The organism is Clostridium sp. CM042 (genome assembly GCF_055080995.1).
This window is the reverse complement of record NZ_CM143646.1, coordinates 2864749-2883969: the sequence shown is the minus strand read 5'-3', so window position 1 is coordinate 2883969 and position 19221 is coordinate 2864749. Positions and strand designations below refer to the sequence as shown.

Annotated in this window: 15 protein-coding genes and 1 other annotated feature; of the genes, 6 read left to right on the top strand and 9 right to left on the bottom strand. The window is 30.7% G+C overall.

The features are described 5' to 3' along the window. Positions 1 to 282: 282 nt before the first annotated feature. On the top strand, positions 283 to 1200 hold the full coding sequence (locus tag ACWJJ7_RS13835) for a transposase (RefSeq protein ID WP_462962594.1): 918 nt from the start codon (positions 283 to 285) through the stop codon (positions 1198 to 1200). Between the two features lie 244 nt (positions 1201 to 1444). On the opposite strand, the gene ACWJJ7_RS13830 is transcribed toward ACWJJ7_RS13835, so the two are convergent. Together ACWJJ7_RS13830 and ACWJJ7_RS13825 are read right to left on the bottom strand one after the other, a co-directional pair. Further along, a complete protein-coding gene (locus ACWJJ7_RS13830; RefSeq protein WP_462962593.1) occupies positions 1445 to 2830 on the bottom strand; it encodes a sensor histidine kinase in 1386 nt (461 codons plus the stop codon). A 3-nt stretch (positions 2831 to 2833) separates the two neighbouring features. Next, positions 2834 to 3514 carry a response regulator transcription factor gene (locus tag ACWJJ7_RS13825; RefSeq protein WP_462962592.1) on the bottom strand — a complete coding sequence of 227 codons (681 nt, stop codon included), beginning with the start codon at positions 3512 to 3514 and terminating at the stop codon, positions 2834 to 2836. Between the two features lie 212 nt (positions 3515 to 3726). Between ACWJJ7_RS13825 and ACWJJ7_RS13820 the strand changes: the two genes are divergently transcribed. Continuing rightward, complete coding sequence (locus ACWJJ7_RS13820) at positions 3727 to 3936, top strand: DUF1450 domain-containing protein (RefSeq protein ID WP_462962591.1); 210 nt, start codon at positions 3727 to 3729, stop codon at positions 3934 to 3936. A 240-nt stretch (positions 3937 to 4176) separates the two neighbouring features. Here the strand turns inward: ACWJJ7_RS13820 and ACWJJ7_RS13815 are convergent, their stop codons facing one another. Beyond that, on the bottom strand, positions 4177 to 5190 hold the full coding sequence (locus ACWJJ7_RS13815; protein WP_462962590.1) for a C40 family peptidase: 1014 nt from the start codon (positions 5188 to 5190) through the stop codon (positions 4177 to 4179). Between the two features lie 215 nt (positions 5191 to 5405). Beyond that, a complete protein-coding gene (locus ACWJJ7_RS13810) occupies positions 5406 to 7523 on the bottom strand; it encodes a sensor domain-containing protein (protein WP_462962589.1) in 2118 nt (705 codons plus the stop codon). 426 nt (positions 7524 to 7949) lie between these two features. Between ACWJJ7_RS13810 and ACWJJ7_RS13805 the strand changes: the two genes are divergently transcribed. The 3 genes from ACWJJ7_RS13805 (at position 7950) to thrS (ending at position 11512) form a co-directional block, all read left to right on the top strand. Further along, positions 7950 to 8192, top strand: a complete 243-nt coding sequence (locus tag ACWJJ7_RS13805; protein ID WP_462962588.1) for a hypothetical protein — start codon at positions 7950 to 7952, stop codon at positions 8190 to 8192. Between the two features lie 47 nt (positions 8193 to 8239). Beyond that, positions 8240 to 9136, top strand: coding sequence for a polysaccharide deacetylase family protein (locus ACWJJ7_RS13800; RefSeq protein ID WP_462962587.1), 897 nt, complete (start codon positions 8240 to 8242; stop codon positions 9134 to 9136). Between the two features lie 102 nt (positions 9137 to 9238). Further along, positions 9239 to 9441: a binding site (T-box leader), on the top strand. A gap of 133 nt (positions 9442 to 9574) precedes the next feature. Further along, on the top strand, positions 9575 to 11512 hold the full coding sequence (gene thrS / locus ACWJJ7_RS13795) for a threonine--tRNA ligase (protein WP_462962586.1): 1938 nt from the start codon (positions 9575 to 9577) through the stop codon (positions 11510 to 11512). Positions 11513 to 11565: 53 nt separating this feature from the next. On the opposite strand, the gene ACWJJ7_RS13790 is transcribed toward thrS, so the two are convergent. The 3 genes from ACWJJ7_RS13790 to ACWJJ7_RS13780 form a co-directional block, all read right to left on the bottom strand. Beyond that, the gene (locus tag ACWJJ7_RS13790; protein ID WP_462962585.1) at positions 11566 to 13224 is read right to left on the bottom strand and encodes a glutamine--tRNA ligase/YqeY domain fusion protein; all 1659 of its coding nucleotides are present in this window, start codon (positions 13222 to 13224) and stop codon (positions 11566 to 11568) included. Positions 13225 to 13382: 158 nt separating this feature from the next. Continuing rightward, entirely contained in the window at positions 13383 to 14429 is a 1047-nt protein-coding gene (locus ACWJJ7_RS13785; protein WP_462962584.1) for a Gfo/Idh/MocA family protein, read from the bottom strand. Between the two features lie 167 nt (positions 14430 to 14596). Continuing rightward, complete coding sequence (locus ACWJJ7_RS13780; protein ID WP_462964998.1) at positions 14597 to 14854, bottom strand: HAD family hydrolase; 258 nt, start codon at positions 14852 to 14854, stop codon at positions 14597 to 14599. Between the two features lie 225 nt (positions 14855 to 15079). On the opposite strand from ACWJJ7_RS13780, the gene ACWJJ7_RS13775 reads away from it, so the two are divergent. Beyond that, a complete protein-coding gene (locus tag ACWJJ7_RS13775) occupies positions 15080 to 15946 on the top strand; it encodes an SDR family oxidoreductase (protein WP_462962583.1) in 867 nt (288 codons plus the stop codon). Positions 15947 to 16036: 90 nt separating this feature from the next. Here ACWJJ7_RS13775 and ACWJJ7_RS13770 read toward each other — a convergent pair whose 3' ends face one another. After that, on the bottom strand, positions 16037 to 16942 hold the full coding sequence (locus ACWJJ7_RS13770) for a metal ABC transporter substrate-binding protein (protein WP_462964997.1): 906 nt from the start codon (positions 16940 to 16942) through the stop codon (positions 16037 to 16039). 347 nt (positions 16943 to 17289) lie between these two features. After that, positions 17290 to 18978 (bottom strand): ribonuclease J, encoded by a 1689-nt coding sequence (locus tag ACWJJ7_RS13765; RefSeq protein ID WP_462962582.1) that lies wholly within the window; start codon positions 18976 to 18978, stop codon positions 17290 to 17292. Positions 18979 to 19221: the final 243 nt, after the last annotated feature.

The following is a 19221-nucleotide window of genomic DNA, read 5'->3' as shown; positions in this document are numbered from 1 at the left end:
CTTGATGTTGTCTTATGACCCACAAGAATAGAAAACAAGTCAAAGATAACGAAAAATAGACTAGGCTAGAATATACTCGTATATTGATTTGTTATTTATTTTAATGTGCCTTTGCTTTATATTATGTGTTTAAAGCTAAAATCGTCACTTAAAATAAAAAAGAAAAGTTTCAACACCAGGGACGGTTAACAACTATTTGAACTATTGGCTTAAGAATATGAATATCATCCTGACCCATAGGCAATAATTTTAAGAAAAGCTTATGAGGAAGGATGATTTTTTATGTCAAGAACCTTTAGATTAAAAAGTGACAGATCTATATATCATATTATGTGCAAAAGTATCACTGAGGTAGATTTATTCAAGGATGCTGATGATAAGAAAAAGTATTTATCGCTTATAAAAAAATATAAAATCCTATATGATTTTAAACTTTATGGGTATTGCCTAATGGATAACCATTTACATTTAATAATTGATGCTAATGGATCAGACATATCAAAAGTAATGCATGGAATAAATTTTTCTTATGCAATGTATTTTAATAAAAAGCATAAAAGGGAAGGTCATCTTTTTAGAGATAGGTTTAAGAGTATAATAGTTGCTAATGAAAGATATTTAAAGACCTTATCACTATATACACACAATAATCCTACAGATATAGTGGAATATAAGGATTGTCCTGAAAAATATGCTTTTTCTAGTCTAGCAATATTTTTAGGAAAAAAACGTGATTATTTTAAATTAATTGATTATGGATTTATTATGAGTCTTTTTGGAAATAGCCTTAAAAGTGCAAGAAAAAATTACTATAACCTTGTTTTTAGAGACAACGAAGAAAAGCTGAAAGAAGAAATTGACTTTGAATTTGAAGATGAAAAAACAGAGTATAAAAGTGATAGGAAAATACTTATAAGAAACTTTAAACCAGAAGATATAGTAGAATTTATAGCGTCAAAACTAAACATATCAAAGGTTCATCTTTATATGAAGTACAGTAGAAAACTTGTAAAAGCAAAAGCGTTAACAGTTGTTCTAATGAGAAGCCTCTGCAACTTTAAATCCTGTGATATATCTAACACACTTGGGAACATTACGCAAGCTAGAGTATCAAAATTAAGCACGATCGGTATAGAATTAATTGGAACAGACGAAAAATACGAAAATATTATAGGTGATTTTATTAAATCCTATGCTTAGCAACACCTTATTTATTAATTCGTTGTAATAAATGAAAAAGTTTTAGAGAATAAAATATGGTTATTTTCACTCATGTATACTTGGACAAGCATACATAAATATAATCTTTTATTAATGTATAAGATAAAATGATTAAAACAAGCTCTCCTAAATATGCTTAGTAATGAAAAGATACATGTTTTTTTTAAACATGTATCTTTTCATTACTTGTTAACCGTCCCCACTTTTTTTGTTTTTTGGATAATCACAAAACCCTCTTAAATTTCACAGTTATAACGCAACCCGCGCCTTCTTTACTTTCCACTCCTATGCTCGCCTTATGAAGATTTAAAATATTATGTACAATGGTGAGCCCTATCCCCGAGCCTTCCATTTCATGTCTACTTTTATCTCCTCTATAGAGCCTTTCGAATATATAAGGTAAGTCCTCCTCCTTAATACCAATGCCTGTATCTTCTATTTTTAATATTACTTTTTCATCAGCTTCTTTTAAAGTAATATCAATTTTTCCCCGCTTTGGAGTAAATTTAACTGCATTTGAAAGTAAATTAATAATTACCTGTTTTATTTTATCTCTGTCTCCTAAAATGTTGCATTGTTTACTTGTGTTTAATTCTAAGATCATGTTAATATTCTTATTTTCTGTTATTAATTCAAATTCCTTTACAACTGAAGAAAGGATATCTTTCAAAGAAATTTTCTCCATGTTTAATACTATTTCTTCTCCTTCAACCTCTTTTAATGCATTTAAATTGTCTATAAGCTTTCCAAATCTAATAACTTCTTCATTAAGATAAGTCAATCTTTCATTGTCCACTGGGAAAATACCATCAATCATAGCTTCAAAATTATTTTGAAGAATATTAAGAGGCGTTCTGACTTCATGAGATATATCTGATATTAACCTCTTTCTAAGGATATCCTGATGCTGAAGCTTTTCTCCAAGTGCATTTATACTATTTCTTAAATCTTCAAGCTCTAAAATACTACTCTTATCATTTGCCCTTGCATTATAATTCCCATTTGAAAGATTGACTGAAATCTTTGAGACTTGCCTAAGAGGAGTAGAGAATTGCTTCGAAATAAACAGACTAATTAATATTGTTATTAAAATTGAAAGTACAACACTTAAAATAATACTCTTGTTTATTGAGAGTTTAAAATCCACATCTTCTTTGGATAATAGAACTGGAGCGTATTGTCCTATTTCTATGTATCCTACAATCTTGTCATTAGATTTTATTTCAAAGGTACTTGTAGTATAGACCCCTTCATTTTTTCCGTGCATAGTGATATTAGTATTGTTAACTATGTCATTAGCGTTCATTCCCCAAACGACTTTTTTATTTTGATCCTTAAGAGTAAGGCAGTATCTACTCATATAGGCTTCATGCATAATTTCTATTCCTGAGGTTTCTGACCACTTACCATTTTTTTTATATACTTCTTCTAAATATTTTACTATTCTAATATCCCTCTTATCTTGTATTTCGACTAAGTACTTGTTAAAGGTTCTTGATATTGTTACATTAACCAAGAGTGTAGCTAAAAAAAGTGCTAATATAGAGGTGCATACCAAAATAATACTTAACCTTTTTCTTATGCTTTGCGTAAAGTTCATGCTTATCATAAATTAATCACCACCAAATTTATAACCAATTCTAGTTACGGTTATTATATATTTAGGATTTCTACTGTCTTCTTCTATCTTTTTACGTATATTTTTAATGTGTACATCTATTGTTCTATCAAAACCCTGAAAATCTATTCCCATTATTCTTTCAATGAGCTGCTCTCTTGTAAATACTTTTCCCCTATTAGATGACAGAATATGCACTATATCAAATTCATTTGGTGTAAGAACTATTTCTGTCCCGCGTACCTTAACTATTCTTTTATCATAATTAATTTCTAAATCTCCATTATTATAAACTTTTGTTTCAAACTTATTTATATTAATCCTTCTAAATAAAGCATTTACCCTTGCTGTTAGTTCTCGTGGGCTGAAAGGCTTAACAAGATACTCATCTGCTCCAAGGTTTAATCCTTGTATTCTATCTTCTAATGTACTCTTTGCCGTAAGCATAAATATATGCACTTCAGAAATTTTTCTTAGCACACAGCACACCTCTTCGCCAGATATGTCCGGTAGCATTAGATCTAAAATAACTAATCTGAATTCAATTTTTTCGAAAAGTTTTATGCCTTCCAGTCCCTTTGTGGTGCAATATACGCTATAGCCTTCTTTTTCAAGATATGCTTTTAGTATTTCTGAGACCTTTTCTTCGTCTTCAATAATCAATATATTATCCATGTTTAATTACCCCCTCTTTAACCTTAATAGTTTGCAGTTACAAATTTTTATAAAAGCTAAAAGTTAAAAAGTTGTTAACCGTCCCCACTTATTTGTTGAATTAAAAGGCAAATGATTATTAACCGTCCCTACTTGTTTCCACTATCTAAAGTCCGCTCATTATTATATCTCCCTAATGTCTAGCATAATAGATATATAAAGGAGTTGATAATATGAAAGTGAAATTCTGCAAGAAAAATCAATTGTCTAATGCTGTTATTACTATGATAACCGAAACTCATCCTAATATAAAGATATCCAAATCAAAATGTCTTGGCAAATGCCATAAATGTAAGATTCAACCTATAGCAAAGGTTGATAAGGAGCTATTAGTAGGCATGGATGCAAACGATTTGTATAATATGATAATTAGTAAATTATAAGCCATATAAGTAATTTATCAAAAACTTATGTAGTTGTTATGAAGATTACCCATTTTGAATTATTTTGTGATAATAAGCTTCTCGTAAAACTTCACAAAACGGTTAACAATTATACTAATAATTGTTAACCGTCCCCACTATGTTGTGTTGCACTATGTTGTAGTAAACATAAAATTCCTCTTTCGTTCACACGTCGCAAAGGAGAAATTTTATGCCTTACTACTTTTAATTATGTACTTTCTATTTCACTCGTCTAGCTGATATAAAATCCGATCTTGTCATCGCTGAAACTTTAATCACATCTCCTGTACTAGGAGCATGTATATATGTATTATTCCCTACATAAATACCTACATGATGAGGATTACCACCGCTTCCAAACAACACCAGATCTCCAGATTGAAGATTATTTTTAGACACTTGTATGCCATCATTTATCTGATCAAAGGTTGTCCTTCCTATAGATACTCCAAAATGTGCATATACATATTGCGTAAATCCTGAGCAATCAAAGCCCGATGGCGATGTACCGCCCCATAAATATGGTGTGCCAAGAAAATTAGAAGCGTAGGCTATTACAGCATTACTTGATAGAGTAGCTGCGCCTCTTGAAGGTGTATATTTAGGTGCTTCATTTGTTTTTGTTATGTTTTTAGTTGCTAATATTTGTGGATTGCTATTTCGCTCAGCCAGTAATTTGTTTTGTGATTCTTTAGTTGCAATTATTTTATTTAACTTCTGCTTATTTTCTACTTGCAAACTCAGTAATGCTTTCTTTGTCTTGTTTAAATTTTGCTGTTTTTCATTTAATTCTTTTTTGGTATCTTCAAATCCATCCACTACTTTTTTATCATATTCTATAACGGTTTTTATATTTTCTACTCTCGATACAAAATCACCGAAACTCTCTGAATCAAGTATTATGCTCATATACCCATCAAACCCGTTTATGTACATGCTTCTCATCCTACTATTAAATACCTTCTGTTCTTTTTTAGCATCTTTTTCAACCTGATTAATCTCCACTGCGGCACTTTCAATTGCCTTTTCAGTTTTAGATATTTTATCTTTATTCTCTTCTGTTTTGGCCATGTTTTGTTGAATTTCATTATCAAATTCTTCTATTTTCATTTCAATTTTAGATAATGAGTCCTTCTGCTGTACCCCTGCATTTGATCCAACCGCTAATACAGTTACATTTGAATTAAAAATTAATATAATCACAACTGCAAGATTTCTTAATGCATTCTTCATTCATACATCCCCTTCATTTGTTTAGAATTTATATCTTACATAAGAAATATACCACAAATTTATGTATTTGTTATGAAAATTGTCCATTTTTATGCAATTGGGAGATATTACATAAAATAAACTTCTCGTGAAACCTCACAAAACGGTTAACAATTATATCAATAATTGTTAACCGTCCCTAAAGTTGTCGCCAAAGTCCCCACTATGTTATTTTATTAATTATAAGATTGAATCCAATTAGTTTTTAAGAATTTTTCTTCAATTTCACCCGCTGGAAGAGGTTTACTAAAATAATACCCTTGTATTTGATTGCATCCCATCTTTTTCAGTAGTTTAATTTGTTCCTTGGTTTCTGCCCCTTCTGCAATTACGCCTAGTCCAATCATTTGTGCAAGTTGTATTATTCCATCTACAATGGCTTTTTCTCTTTCATCTGTAACAATATTGTCGATAAAAGACTTATCCATTTTCAGTGTATTTATTGGTAACCGTTTTAAATAACTAAGAGAAGAATATCCTGTTCCAAAGTCATCTAAGGCAATATTTATACCTAATGATCTAATCTCAGTAAGTAATTTAATATTATTATCAAAATTCTTCATGAAAATACTTTCTGTTATTTCAAGCTCCACAAATTTTGGATCAATATTTGTTTCACTTATAATATTTTTTAGGGTTTCTTCGAATTTGTCATTCTGAAGTTGAATTGTAGATAAATTTATTCCAATAGTATCATATAAGTATCCTTTGCTTTTCCACAAGTTATTTTGAAGGCACACTGTTTCTATAATCCAAGCCCCCATAGAAACTATTAGTCCACTTTGCTCTGCAACAGGTATAAACTCTTCCGGAGATATTCTCCCAAGTTTGGGACTATTCCATCTTAAGAGTGCTTCAAATCCCTTTATTTTGCTGTTTATAATATCTATCTGTGGTTGATAATAAACTTCAAGCTCATTATTTACTAAAGCATGCCTTAATCCTTTTTCTATTTCAACACGTCTTACCACTACTTCACTCATGTTCTTATTAAAAAAGCAATATTTTGCTTTACCATTATATTTAGCATTGTACATTGCGGTATCTGCATTTTTTAATAGCATAGAAGTTTGATCTCCATCCTGTGGAAATACTGAAATCCCAATACTTGCTGAAGCATATACATACTTATCATCTATACTTATCTCACAATTCAGTAAATTTAGTAGCCTTTCACAAAGTCGGGTTATATCTGAGCAATCATCAATATTCCTCATTAAAATAAAAAATTCGTCTCCACCTACTCTTGAAACAGAATCTCCTTCTCTAATCGAATTTTTAAACAATATTGCAACATGTTTTAATAATTCATCTCCATAATCATGGCCTAAAGTATCATTAATTTCTTTAAAATTATCTAAATCAATACACAATACAGCGTGTTTAATTTTCGTATCCTTCGCCTTAATAATCTCACTTTTTAAGGTATTAATAAATAATCTCCTGTTAGGTATGTCTGTTAATATATCATAGTACTGCAATTTATTGATTTTTTCTTCAGAATCATTTTGACCAGATATATCCGTAACAGATCCTGAAATTTTAATTGCAATGCCCTCTTTATTTCTCATGCACTTACCTCTAATTAAAACCCATTTTTCTCCTCCGCCATTAAACTTAATTCTTAGACTGCTCCTATAATATGAAGTTTTTCCATTAATATGATCAATAAAATCATTTAATGCAATTTTTCTATCATCCTCCATAATTAATTTCATTACACTCTTTAAATTCGTTATAGCCTTTATATCATATCCCGTAATATCATTAAATTTATCTGAAGAAAAAAAATCATTAGTTGTAAGATCAATTTCCCACACGGCATCGTTGGAACCATCTATAGCTAACTTATATCTTTCTTCACTTTTTTCAATTATTATTTGTTTTTCATTTAATTCATCATATTGTGATCTTAACTCCTCTTCTGCAGCCATTAATTGCTCATAGGTATCTTGAATTTCCTGATAATTATTTTTTAATTTGTGAGACCAACTCTTACTTTCCTTAGTAAATTTATTAATTAAATAATATATTATAAGAGATGATATAAGCGCAAAACACCATCCTTTAATTGTTTGTATACGTGACATTAAAGATTTACTTTCTATAAGAATATTTAAAATTCTATTTGAAAACAATATCCAAATCCCACTAACTAAAGTATATATCATAGTTACTTTAAGTGGCATTCCTTTAAGTTTACTATCATCATAAAATAAAGCCTCCATATTAGGGCCTTCAGTTTTGCTTACTAATTTTTTTATTTTAATCTTATTCATTTTATTTTCACGCATTTACACATGCTCCCATATTAGTATTTATAAAGTAGTTGAGCGCACTTTATATTTTATGTTTAAACATAACTTAATATTATATATATCGTCCAATTCTAGTTTTTATTAATGGTTTTTTAAATTTAAATATCCTATTAACATGAGTCTATTAACAATTACATATATTTATATAATATACAATTATTAAATCATCTCCTGCGAATCTGAAATGTCGTTAAATAAAAATAAACAGAATTATTACTACTGGATTTTCATATGAGTTCCATAATAATATTTTCTGTTTTATCAATATCTATAGGCATTACAAGAAACATTACCTTATTTATAAAAAAAACCCATTATTTTTTAATGCAAAAGTTGAGTTATAACATATTACAGTGTATAATATTGTCGTTTGGTAAGTTTTACAAGGAAGGAGAATAAGAAATGAAAAAGAAAAATATTATTTCCATAGTGCTTGTTAGTGCCCTATTTTTAAATTCAATATTTTTTTATTTTTTTAATAACAATAAAATAAATGCTAATAAACTCAAAACCGAATCTTTAAGAATTGAATTTGATTCTCTAAAAGGTGAAAATCAGGCTTTAACAAAGATAAATTCTCAATTGATTGAAACAGCTTCTAGCATTTCAGAAAAGGTTAATAGTTTCAAAACTATTACAAATTAATATAGATAATTTATGTACATGAATATAAAAAAAAGGAAGGTATTACTATGAGAATTTCAATCACAGAAAAAAAGCACTCATTAAAATTCCTAATAGTAAAAATTTCTATTTTTACTTTATGTATTGTTTCATTTTTGGAAGTAGCAGTTAGCCAAGTAACCGTTGTTTCAAGTAAACATCAACATAGTTTATTATCACATCAGATAACTCAGATTCATAAGGACAATAAGAAGTTAAAATCACAAAATAATATTCTCAAAAACACTATCAAAAGAGATGAAATCTTATATAAAGACAAATTAGATAATACTAAAATAGCTTATTTAACCTTCGATGATGGGGTATCTAGCAACACTTCACAAATCTTAGAAGTCCTGAAAAAATACAATGTTAAGGCTACTTTTTTTGTAAATGGTCACCCTGAATCAAGATTTTTGTATAAGCAAATTTCTGATGATGGACACACTTTAGCTAATCACACTTACAGTCATGATTATAATAGTATTTATACATCACCAGATAATTTTAAAAAGGACGTAAAAAAATTAGATGTGTTCCTTACTGAAACTACAGGTAAAAAACCTAGTCATATTTTAAGATATCCAGGTGGTTCTAATAATACTATTAGTCACGGTTATGGTGGCATGGAAATAATGAACTATGTAATTAAAGAAATGAATAAGGAAGGTTATAAATACTTTGATTGGAATGTTGATTCTAGTGATGCTTCCGCTTTTCGTCAGCACAAACATAAGATTATAGAATCAGTTTTAACGCAATCTAGTCGAACTAAACACGCCATTATATTAATGCATGATTTAAACCCAAAAACTACAACAGTTGAAGCCTTACCTGAAATTATCGAGGGTCTCAAAAACCAAGGTTTCATCTTTGATGTACTTTCTGAAAATACTTATTCACCACAATTTAAAGTAGTAAAATAGAAAAACTTACCTGCTATTTATTTTATTGAAAACGCCTAAATAATATCATTTGCTACCTTGACATTTTTAGTGCAAGTGCTATAATTAATGCAAATAAAATAATTTAATACTACGAAGAGAAAAGTAAGCCATGGCACATTTACAGAGAAAGGATACCTTAGCTGGAAGTATTCTTAAATGAAAATAGCTGAAGACTGCCTCTGAGTGACTTCAATAAAGTCCGGTAATTCCGTTATAATTATTAAGTGGTTTATTTTATAAACAATTTGGGTGGAACCGCGGGAAATTATAATCTCGTCCCTTTTCTATAATTAGAATTGGGACGGGTTTTTTTGTTTTATAAAAAATATAGGTTTAAAGAATTGTGCATAGTATTTATGCTAGTCTTATTTTCAAATATGACTTAACCCTATAAGATAAAAGAAAGGAGCAATATATATGATAAACATTAAATTGAAAGATGGTTCAATTAAATCTTATGAATCTGAAATGACTGTAATTGAAATTGCGAAAGATATTAGTGAGGGCCTTGCACGAGTTGCTTGTGCTGGAATGGTGAATGATGAAATCGTAGATTTACGTTATAAAATCACCGAGGACTGCGATGTTAGTATATTAACTTTTGATAGCGAAGAAGGTAAAAAAGCCTTTAGACATAGTGCTACTCATATTTTAGCTCAAGCAGTAAAGAGATTGTTCCCTAGTGCAAAACTTGCCATCGGACCTGCTATAGATGGGGGGTTCTACTATGATTTTGATAAACAAGATTCTTTCTCAGCAGATGAGATTAAGCAAATCGAAGTAGAAATGAAAAAAATTGTTAAAGAAGATCTTCCAATAGAAAGATTCGAACTTGCAAGAGATGAAGCTATTGCTTTTATGGAAGAAAGAGATGAAAATTTCAAAGTTCAATTAATTGAAGACCTACCAGTTGACGCAAAATTATCATTCTACAAACATGGTGAATTTACAGATCTTTGTGCAGGACCACATTTAATGTCTACAAAGTATGTAAAAGCATTTAAACTTACTCAAGTTGCAGGCGCTTACTGGAGAGGTGACGAGAAAAACAAAATGCTTAGCCGTATATACGGAACTGCCTTCACTAAAAAATCGGATTTAGATGCTCATTTAGAGAAGATGGAAGATGCTAAAAAAAGAGACCATAACAAGCTTGGACGTGAACTAAAATTCTTTACAACATCAGATGTTATAGGTCAAGGTTTACCTCTACTTATGCCTAATGGCGCAAGGGTAATCCAATTATTACAACGTTTTGTTGAAGATGAGGAAGAAAAAAGAGGTTATGTTCTAACTAAGACTCCTCTTATGGCTAAGAGTGATTTATATAAAGTGTCTGGTCACTGGGATCATTATAAAGATGGAATGTTTGTTCTTGGTGATGAATCTAAAAATGAGGAAGTCATGGCACTTCGCCCAATGACATGTCCATTCCAATTTACAATTTATAATGCAGATCAAAAGAGTTATCGTGACCTTCCAATTAGATATGGGGAGACTTCAACTTTATTTAGAAATGAATCTTCCGGTGAAATGCATGGTCTTATGAGAGTCCGTCAGTTTACTATTTCAGAGGGTCATTTAGTTGTTACCCCTGAACAATTAGAAGAAGAATTTAAAGATGTTATAAATTTAATTAACTATCTAATGAAAACACTTGGAATCGAAGATGATATCACTTACAGATTCTCTAAATGGGATCCAAATGATAAAGATAAGTATATTGACAACCCTGAGGCTTGGGAAGAAACTGAATCCAAGATGAAAGATATACTAGATCACTTAGGAATAAACTATAAAACAGCTATTGGCGAAGCTGCTTTCTACGGTCCTAAGCTTGACCTTCAGTTCAAAAATGTTCATGGTAAAGAAGATACTATAATTACAGTGCAAATTGACTTCGCACTGCCAGATAGATTTGACATGACTTATGTTGATAAAGATGGAGTTAAAAAGCGCCCATATGTTATCCATAGAACTTCTATTGGTTGCTATGAGCGAACACTTGCAATGCTTATTGAAAAATATGCTGGCGCTTTCCCAACTTGGCTTGCGCCGTTGCAAGTTAAGGTATTACCTATTTCTGAAAAATATCATGATTATGCAGAAAAGGTAGTTGCAAAGCTTAAGGAATCAAGGATTAGATCCTCTGCAGACTTTAGAGCAGAAAAAATTGGATATAAGATTCGTGAAGCTCGTAATGAAAGAGCGCCATTCCTACTAATAGTTGGTGAAAAAGAGGCAGAACTAAATGAAGTTTCTGTTAGAAGCCGCAAAAATGGTGATGAAGGTGCAACTTCTTTAGACTCATTTATTTCAAGAATTAAAGAAGAAATAGAAACTAAACTATTATAATAATAAAAAGCAAGTACAGGATAAAATCTTGTACTTGCTTTTTTTATTAACTTTTATTTATTAATTTTAAATGAACTTTTTAAAGATACTATTCTGTTAAACACTATTTTATCATCAGTTGTATATCTAGAATCTACATTGAAGTATCCATGTCTGAAGAATTGAAATTTATCTTGTGGTTTTGAATCCTTCATATTTGGTTCTATAAAACCTTGTAAAATTTCTATAGAATTTGGGTTTATTTGATCTATAAAGGTTTTTCCTTCTTCTTGCTTCTCATCTAAAATCAAAGGCTCATATAATCTAAATTCTGCTGGCACTGCATTTACTACATCTACAAAGTGAATTGTTCCTTTAACTTTTCTCCCTGTAAATCCACTACCACTCTTAGTTTCTGGGTCATAAGTACAACGAATTTCACATACATTTCCGTCAGAATCTTTAACCACTTCATTACATTTTATAAAGTATGCTCCCTTGAGTCTTACTTCATTACCTACGAACAATCTAAAGTATTTCTTAGGTGGATTTTCCATAAAATCTTCTTGCTCTATATATATTTCTCTTGAGAATGATACTTGGCGAGTTCCCATTTCTGGGTTATCTTGATTATTCTCAATTTCAAGCATTTCAACTTGAGCTTCTGGGTAATTTGTAATAACTACTTTTAATGGTCTTAAAACTGCCATAGTTCTAGGCGTTTTTGAGCTTAAATCTTCTCTTATAAAGTGCTCCAGCATTTGTCCATCTACAGTGCTGTTACCTTTTGCAACGCCAATTTCTCTGCAAAAATTACGAATAGCGTCAGGTGTGTAGCCACGACGCCTTAGTCCTGCTATAGTTGGCATACGTGGGTCATCCCAAGCATCTACAATCCCCTCATCTACTAATTGCTTAAGATTTCTTTTGCTCATTACTGTGTTTGTTATATTTAATCTTGCGAACTCGATTTGTCTTGGTTTGCTCTCCATTTCGCATTGATTTACTACCCAATCATATAATGGACGATGATCTTCAAATTCTAATGTACAAATTGAATGTGTAATTCCCTCAATTGCATCTTCTATTGGATGAGCATAATCATACATAGGATAAATACACCATTTATCTCCTGTATTATGATGCACCGCATGAGATATACGATAAATTATTGGATCTCTCATGTTTATATTAGGAGAGCACATATCAATATTAGCTCTTAGAACCTTTGCTCCGTCTGCGAATTCACCTTTCCTCATACGGTCAAATAGATCTAGGTTTTCTTCCACAGTTCTATTTTTGTATGGGCTTTCTTTACCTGGCTCTCTTAAAGTACCTCTGTACTCTTTCATCTGGTCAGCTGTCAGATCACACACGTAAGCTTTACCCTTTTTTATTAATAATAAAGCACGCTTATACATTTCATCAAAATAGTTTGATGCAAAAAATAAATCATCCCACTTAAATCCAAGCCATTTTACATCTTCTTCTATAGATTTAACGTACTCTTTATCTTCTTTTGCTGGGTTAGTATCATCAAAACGTAAGTTTGTCTTACCATTAAATTCGTCTGCTAATTCAAAATTTAAAATAATTGATTTTGCATGCCCAATGTGCAAATATCCGTTTGGCTCTGGTGGAAAACGAGTAATTATTTTTTTGTGTTTTCCGGTTTCTATATCTTCCTTAACAATATTTCTTATAAAATTTGATGAAGTAGTTTTATTTTCCATATTTGACACCTTCCTTTTAATCTATCATACTTGTATGATACTCATACTTGTAATATTAACTTGCCTGTAATTTTTACCTATATGCTAATAAATATATCACAAAAACAGTTTTTTTTCTACGTATCGTGGTATTAAATGTTAGGATTTTTAACGACATTTCAGAAGGAAAGTCTCCCATACACCTTATCAATTATTCTCTGGCATTTTAATGCATCTGAGAAATCGCCATCAATGCCACCTTCGCAATTATTAAAAATTTTATTAGCAAAGTTTATAAGGGAGGCTGTATGACAATTTTGGAAAAATCCTAGGGAGTTCCTTTTGTCAGCATAATATTTTAATAGACTATCCCCCGATGCCACATTTTTTATTTCTGTTGAGCTGCTTTCATATCTATATATTTCAATTTCATAAGGATTATTAAAATTAATTTTTATACTGCCTTTGCTACCATAAACTACGTAATCATCTGTTTGTTTTCTTTGCGTAAATATTCTTGAAACCTCTAGACTTCCGCGAGTTCCATCTTTTAATGTAAAATCACAATTTGCAATTTCATCAACTTCTGCTCTTTCCTTAAAATAAATCCTAGTTTTAGATTCTACTTCTTCTATATCTCCCATAGTAAATTGTATCATGTCAATTAAGTGAACACCTAAATCCAGTAGCGCTCCTCCACCAGAATCTTTTCCAGTTCTCCAAGTGTCCTTTTTCTTTTCATTTAAATAACTGTCATGATAAGTTCTAACTTTAAAATCTATAATCTTCCCTATGGTCCCTTTTTCAAGTTCTCTTTTTAATAGTGAAAGAGCGGGCATAAATCTATACACTAAAGCTACAGAATTTATTATATTATTTTTCTTAACAAGTCTCTCCATTTCCATAGCATCAGAAATATTCGTTGCTAGAGGCTTTTCACAGTAAATAGCTTTTCCATACGCAGCTGCTTTTTTTACAATATCAAAATGTGAATCATTCGGGGTACATATATCTATAAAATGAACTTGTTCATCCTTAAGGACTTCTTCAATGTCTGTAATATTCTTCACACCACTTATGGGAACATTTATAGGCTTTCTAGTTACAATATGTGTTAAATTTAACTCATAAGGGAGTGAAAACCTTAAGTTAGCGTCATAAACTGCTAGTGAGTGAGTTTTTGCTATACCACCATATCCTATTATCGCAAAGTTTATTTTTTTCATAGATTTATACCCCGCTTTCATTTTATATCGGCTATACGTTTATTTTTTCTAGTTCTCTACATATTTCTTCTATTCTTTCCTCTGCAAACATAGTATCTCCACCCTACTGTATATAATATACAGCATATTATTTTTGATAGAACTTGTCTATCCAAAGATAGAACTAATCAGTTATTTAGTATAAACTTGTTTATTACATGAGCAACACCATTCTCCTCATTTGTGAAAGTCACATAATCAGCAATTTTTTTAATTTCTGGAAAGGCATTCCCCATTGCCACCTCAAGTCCTGCATACTCAATCATTTGTTTATCATTCCCTGAATCTCCTATACATATAATCTCATGTGGCTTTATTTCTAATTCCTCTGCAATCTTTTCTATACCCGATCTTTTACTAGAGCTTGTCTTCATAACTTCTACAATACTTTTTCAATATCAATTATTATTGGTATTTTTCTTGTATTAATGTATTGAATTCTTGTTAGTTTAATTATACAATAGGAACAAACAATAAACAATAATAATGAACAATAGACTATAGACAGCAAATAGTATATAATACATAACAGTTTTTTAAAACATAATATAAAAAATGATTATAAAATTTGATACGTGATAGCATTTAATAATTTAATATGGGGTGTTAAAATGAAAAAAATATTATTAACAGGCGGAAATGGGTTCTTTTGTACAAGATTTGCAAAGAGATATAAAAGCACTTATGAAATTCTCTCAGCAAGTTCATCCATGCTTGATATTACTGATGAATCACAGGTAACTGAAACTATTAGAAACTTTAACCCTGACTATGTTATTCATGCAGCTGCCAAAGCTAGTACGGATTTTTGCGACAAAAATCCTGAGATTGCACATAAAATTAATGTTACAGGAGCAATAAACGTTGCAAAAGCCTGCAAGGAAGTACATGCAAAAATGATATTTCTTAGTTCTGAGCAAGTTTTTAATGGCAATACAGGGGTTGGTCCATATACAGAAGAGATTACTCCTTGTCCCGATACAATGTATGGTAAAAACAAATTTGAAGCTGAAGGTTTACTAAAAGAAGTATTAGATGACCTTTGGATTTTAAGATTTACTTGGCTCTTTGGTCTTCCTGAACGAAATTGCAGTATGTCCCCTAATATACTTTGGGGTACCTTAACCGATATTTTACAAGGCAAAAAAACAAAGGTTAGTCCAAATGAATATAGAGGCCTAACTTATGTTCATGAAGTTATAGACCGGTTTCCAAATATATTTGAAATTCCTTATGGTACATATCATGTTGGAAGCCATAACAATCTAAGCCGTTATGATATATGCTCTTTAATATTAAAGGAAATTGGTCTGGAATATAGAATAGATGACTTATTAGAAGCGGACTTAGAAAAATATAAAGAACATACAAGAGATATAAGACTATGTACTGATAAAATTAAAAGTTATGGTATAGATTTTTCAGAATCGACAGATGGGATTAAAAAATGCTTAAAAGACTTCAACTTAAAATTATAAATAAAGCAACTAAATATTAAATCTATCCAATATAGTTTGCCTGTCCAAAAATTAATTAACCCCCACCTTAATTAAGATGGGGGTTAATTATTATTTTAAGCTATTATAAATATTGGATAGATTTTCTTTCATACTCTCTATATATGTTTTATTTCCTTCATTACTTTCTATTGTGTATATTTTTTGCACCTTAGCCCCTGAATCTTTTGCAAGGGTTTCAGATACTCTTTCACTTGCAAGTTCTTCCATAAAAATAACTTTTATTTTATTTTTTTTGGAAAAATCTATTATTTCCTTTAATTTTTGAGGGGTAGGCTCGCCTCCTGCAAATACACCTTCTACACTATTTTGTTTTAACCCAAAATCTCTGCACAAATACCCAAAGGCAGCATGACTTGTAACAAAATTCTTATTTGTTACCGCATCAAATTTTACTTTATATTCGTTATAAAGCTTATCCAGTTCATCTGAGAATTCTCGGAAGTTTTTGTCATAAAAGCCTTTGTTTACTGGATCAGCCTTGACCAATGCTTCTTTTATGTTTTTAGTTTGGATTTTTGCTTCTCTTAGACTAAGCCATATATGTGGATCATATTGACCATATTCCTTAATTTTTTCGCCCTCATTTTTCATTGGATTTACCCCAATAGATGAATCAACTACAACTAAATTTTTATTATCTATAGCCGTTAAAGTTTTATCTACCCATGATTCCATTCCAAATCCCGTATAAACAAACAAACTAGCTTTACTTATATTTTCCATATCCTTTATTTTCGGTTCAAATTCATGTGGCTCAACACCTTCCGGCACAACTGTTCTCACTTCTACTTTATCTCTCCCAATAGCCTCTGCAAATTCCTTTAGTGGGTTAAAAGACACTACCACTTGTAGTTTTGACTGATCACTTTGATTACTACTTGTAGCCTTTGAGCATCCAACTAATGTACCTATAATACATGTTAAGAGTATGGCTCTAATAATTTTTTTCAATATTTTTTCACTCCTTAAATCATCACCTGTGGTGCTGCAATATTGTTAATGCCTGTTGCAAATCATTTGCATTTACCTTTATACTATATCCAAGTATTTGCAATCTGTCAATGTTTTATTATAACATTCACATCTGCTTATCATCTTTAAAGCTGTAATCTTAACAACTTTAGTAAATATTTTTATCCGAAAAAAATATTTGTTATCAAACCTGGTAAGTTGGGATTAGCTTAGCGACTATCTGTATTGTTATGAGTCTCTCCAATACATGAAAAAAGTATGTATTATTATAAAATAATACATACTTTTTTACTTATTTAAAAATAAAGAACATAAAAATTTAGTTTTTCTTAAATTTCCATTATTATTGGTATAATTATAGGTCTTCTCTTAGTTTTTATATATAAAAACTGACCTAAAGCATTTCTGATACTAGATTTTATTACTGCCCACTCTTTAATCTTATTATTTAAGCACTGTTCTAATTCTTTTCTCACAATGTCTCTGGCCTCATTAATAAGTTCATTAGATTCTTTCATATATACAAACCCTCTAGTTATTATATCTGGTCCTGCTACTATACTATAAGTTTCTCTTTCTATAGTAACTACCACGGTAAGTATACCTTCTTCTGCTAAATGCTTTCTATCGCGAAGCACAATATTTCCAACATCTCCTACTCCAAGTCCATCTACCATTATAGCTCCTGTTTGAACTCTTCCAGCTATTCTACATTCACTTGGGGATACTTCTAATATTTGTCCGGTTTCTGCAATAAAAATCTTTTCAGGATCCATGCCTAATTTTTCTGCAAGCAGCGCATGTTGTTTAAGATGTCTATATTCACCATGCACTGGCATAAAATATTTAGGACGAACTAAGGTATGCATTAATTTTAATTCTTCTTGACACGCATGCCCAGAAACGTGAATTTCCTCTGTAGTATCATATATTACATTAGCTCCCTTTTTGAATAGTTCATTTATAACATTGTATATGAACTTTTCGTTTCCTGGAATGGGAGATGCAGATAAAATAATCAAATCACCTTTTTGTATTTGGATACTCCTATGAGTTGATGATGCCATTCTTGTTAATGCAGCTAACGGTTCACCTTGGCTACCAGTAGTTACTATTGTTACCTTATCATCAGTGTAATTATGAAGATCAGATACAGTAATTATAGCTTCCGGCGGTATATGTAAATATCCGAGATCCATAGCCACTTCAGAAATTCTCTCCATACTTCTTCCACTAAATGCTATTTTTCTTCCATTCGCAACTGCGGCATTAGCAATTTGCTGTATTCTATGAATATTTGATGCAAATGAAGCTACTATTATTCTGCCTTTTGCCTTGTAAAACATTTTATTTAAAGTTTCTCCAATTACTTTCTCAGATATAGTAAATCCAGGGCGTTCTACATTAGTGCTATCAGCCATTAGTAATAGTACTCCTTGGCCACCTAATTTCGCAAATCGCTCTAAATCGATAACTTCTCCATCAATTGGAGTATAGTCTACCTTAAAGTCACCTGTGTGTATGATTCTACCAATAGGCGTGTGTATACAAATGGAACAGGCATCTGCTATGCTATGACTAACTCTTATAAATTCTACACTGATTTTATCTAGTTTTACAATTTCTCCCGGTTTTACTACATTTAGGGTGCAATCTGCTAATATTCCATGTTCTTGCAACTTATTTTCTACAAGTCCGAGCGTTAGACGTGTTCCATAGACTGGAACATTCATTTGTTTTAAAACATATGGTAATGCGCCTATATGATCTTCATGACCGTGTGTTAGAAAAATCCCTTTTATCCTATCTTTATTCTCTAAAAGATAAGTTATATCAGGAATAACTAAATCCACTCCATACATATCCACGTCTGGAAATGAAATTCCACAATCTATTATGATAGTTTCTTCTTTGTATTCTATTGCAGTAATATTTTTCCCAATTTCTCCAAGTCCACCTATTGGAATGACTCTAATTTTATTTTTACCTTTACTTTTATAATTATTATTACTATTCAATACTTCCCTGATTCCTAAATATTTGGCAATCTATCCATCCAATATTTTCGTTTTGTCGACTAAACATAATGGGAGTATCACAGGACTCAACTACTTAGGTCAGTACCGCATACTAAAATTAATATTAATATTAACTTACTATTCCAAGTATTTTTCTCCTATTAACTATCCATAAATCAGGTTTTTCACCTACCTTTTCTTTTATATTTTTAATAAACTTATATTTCAAAATGCTGCTTATTA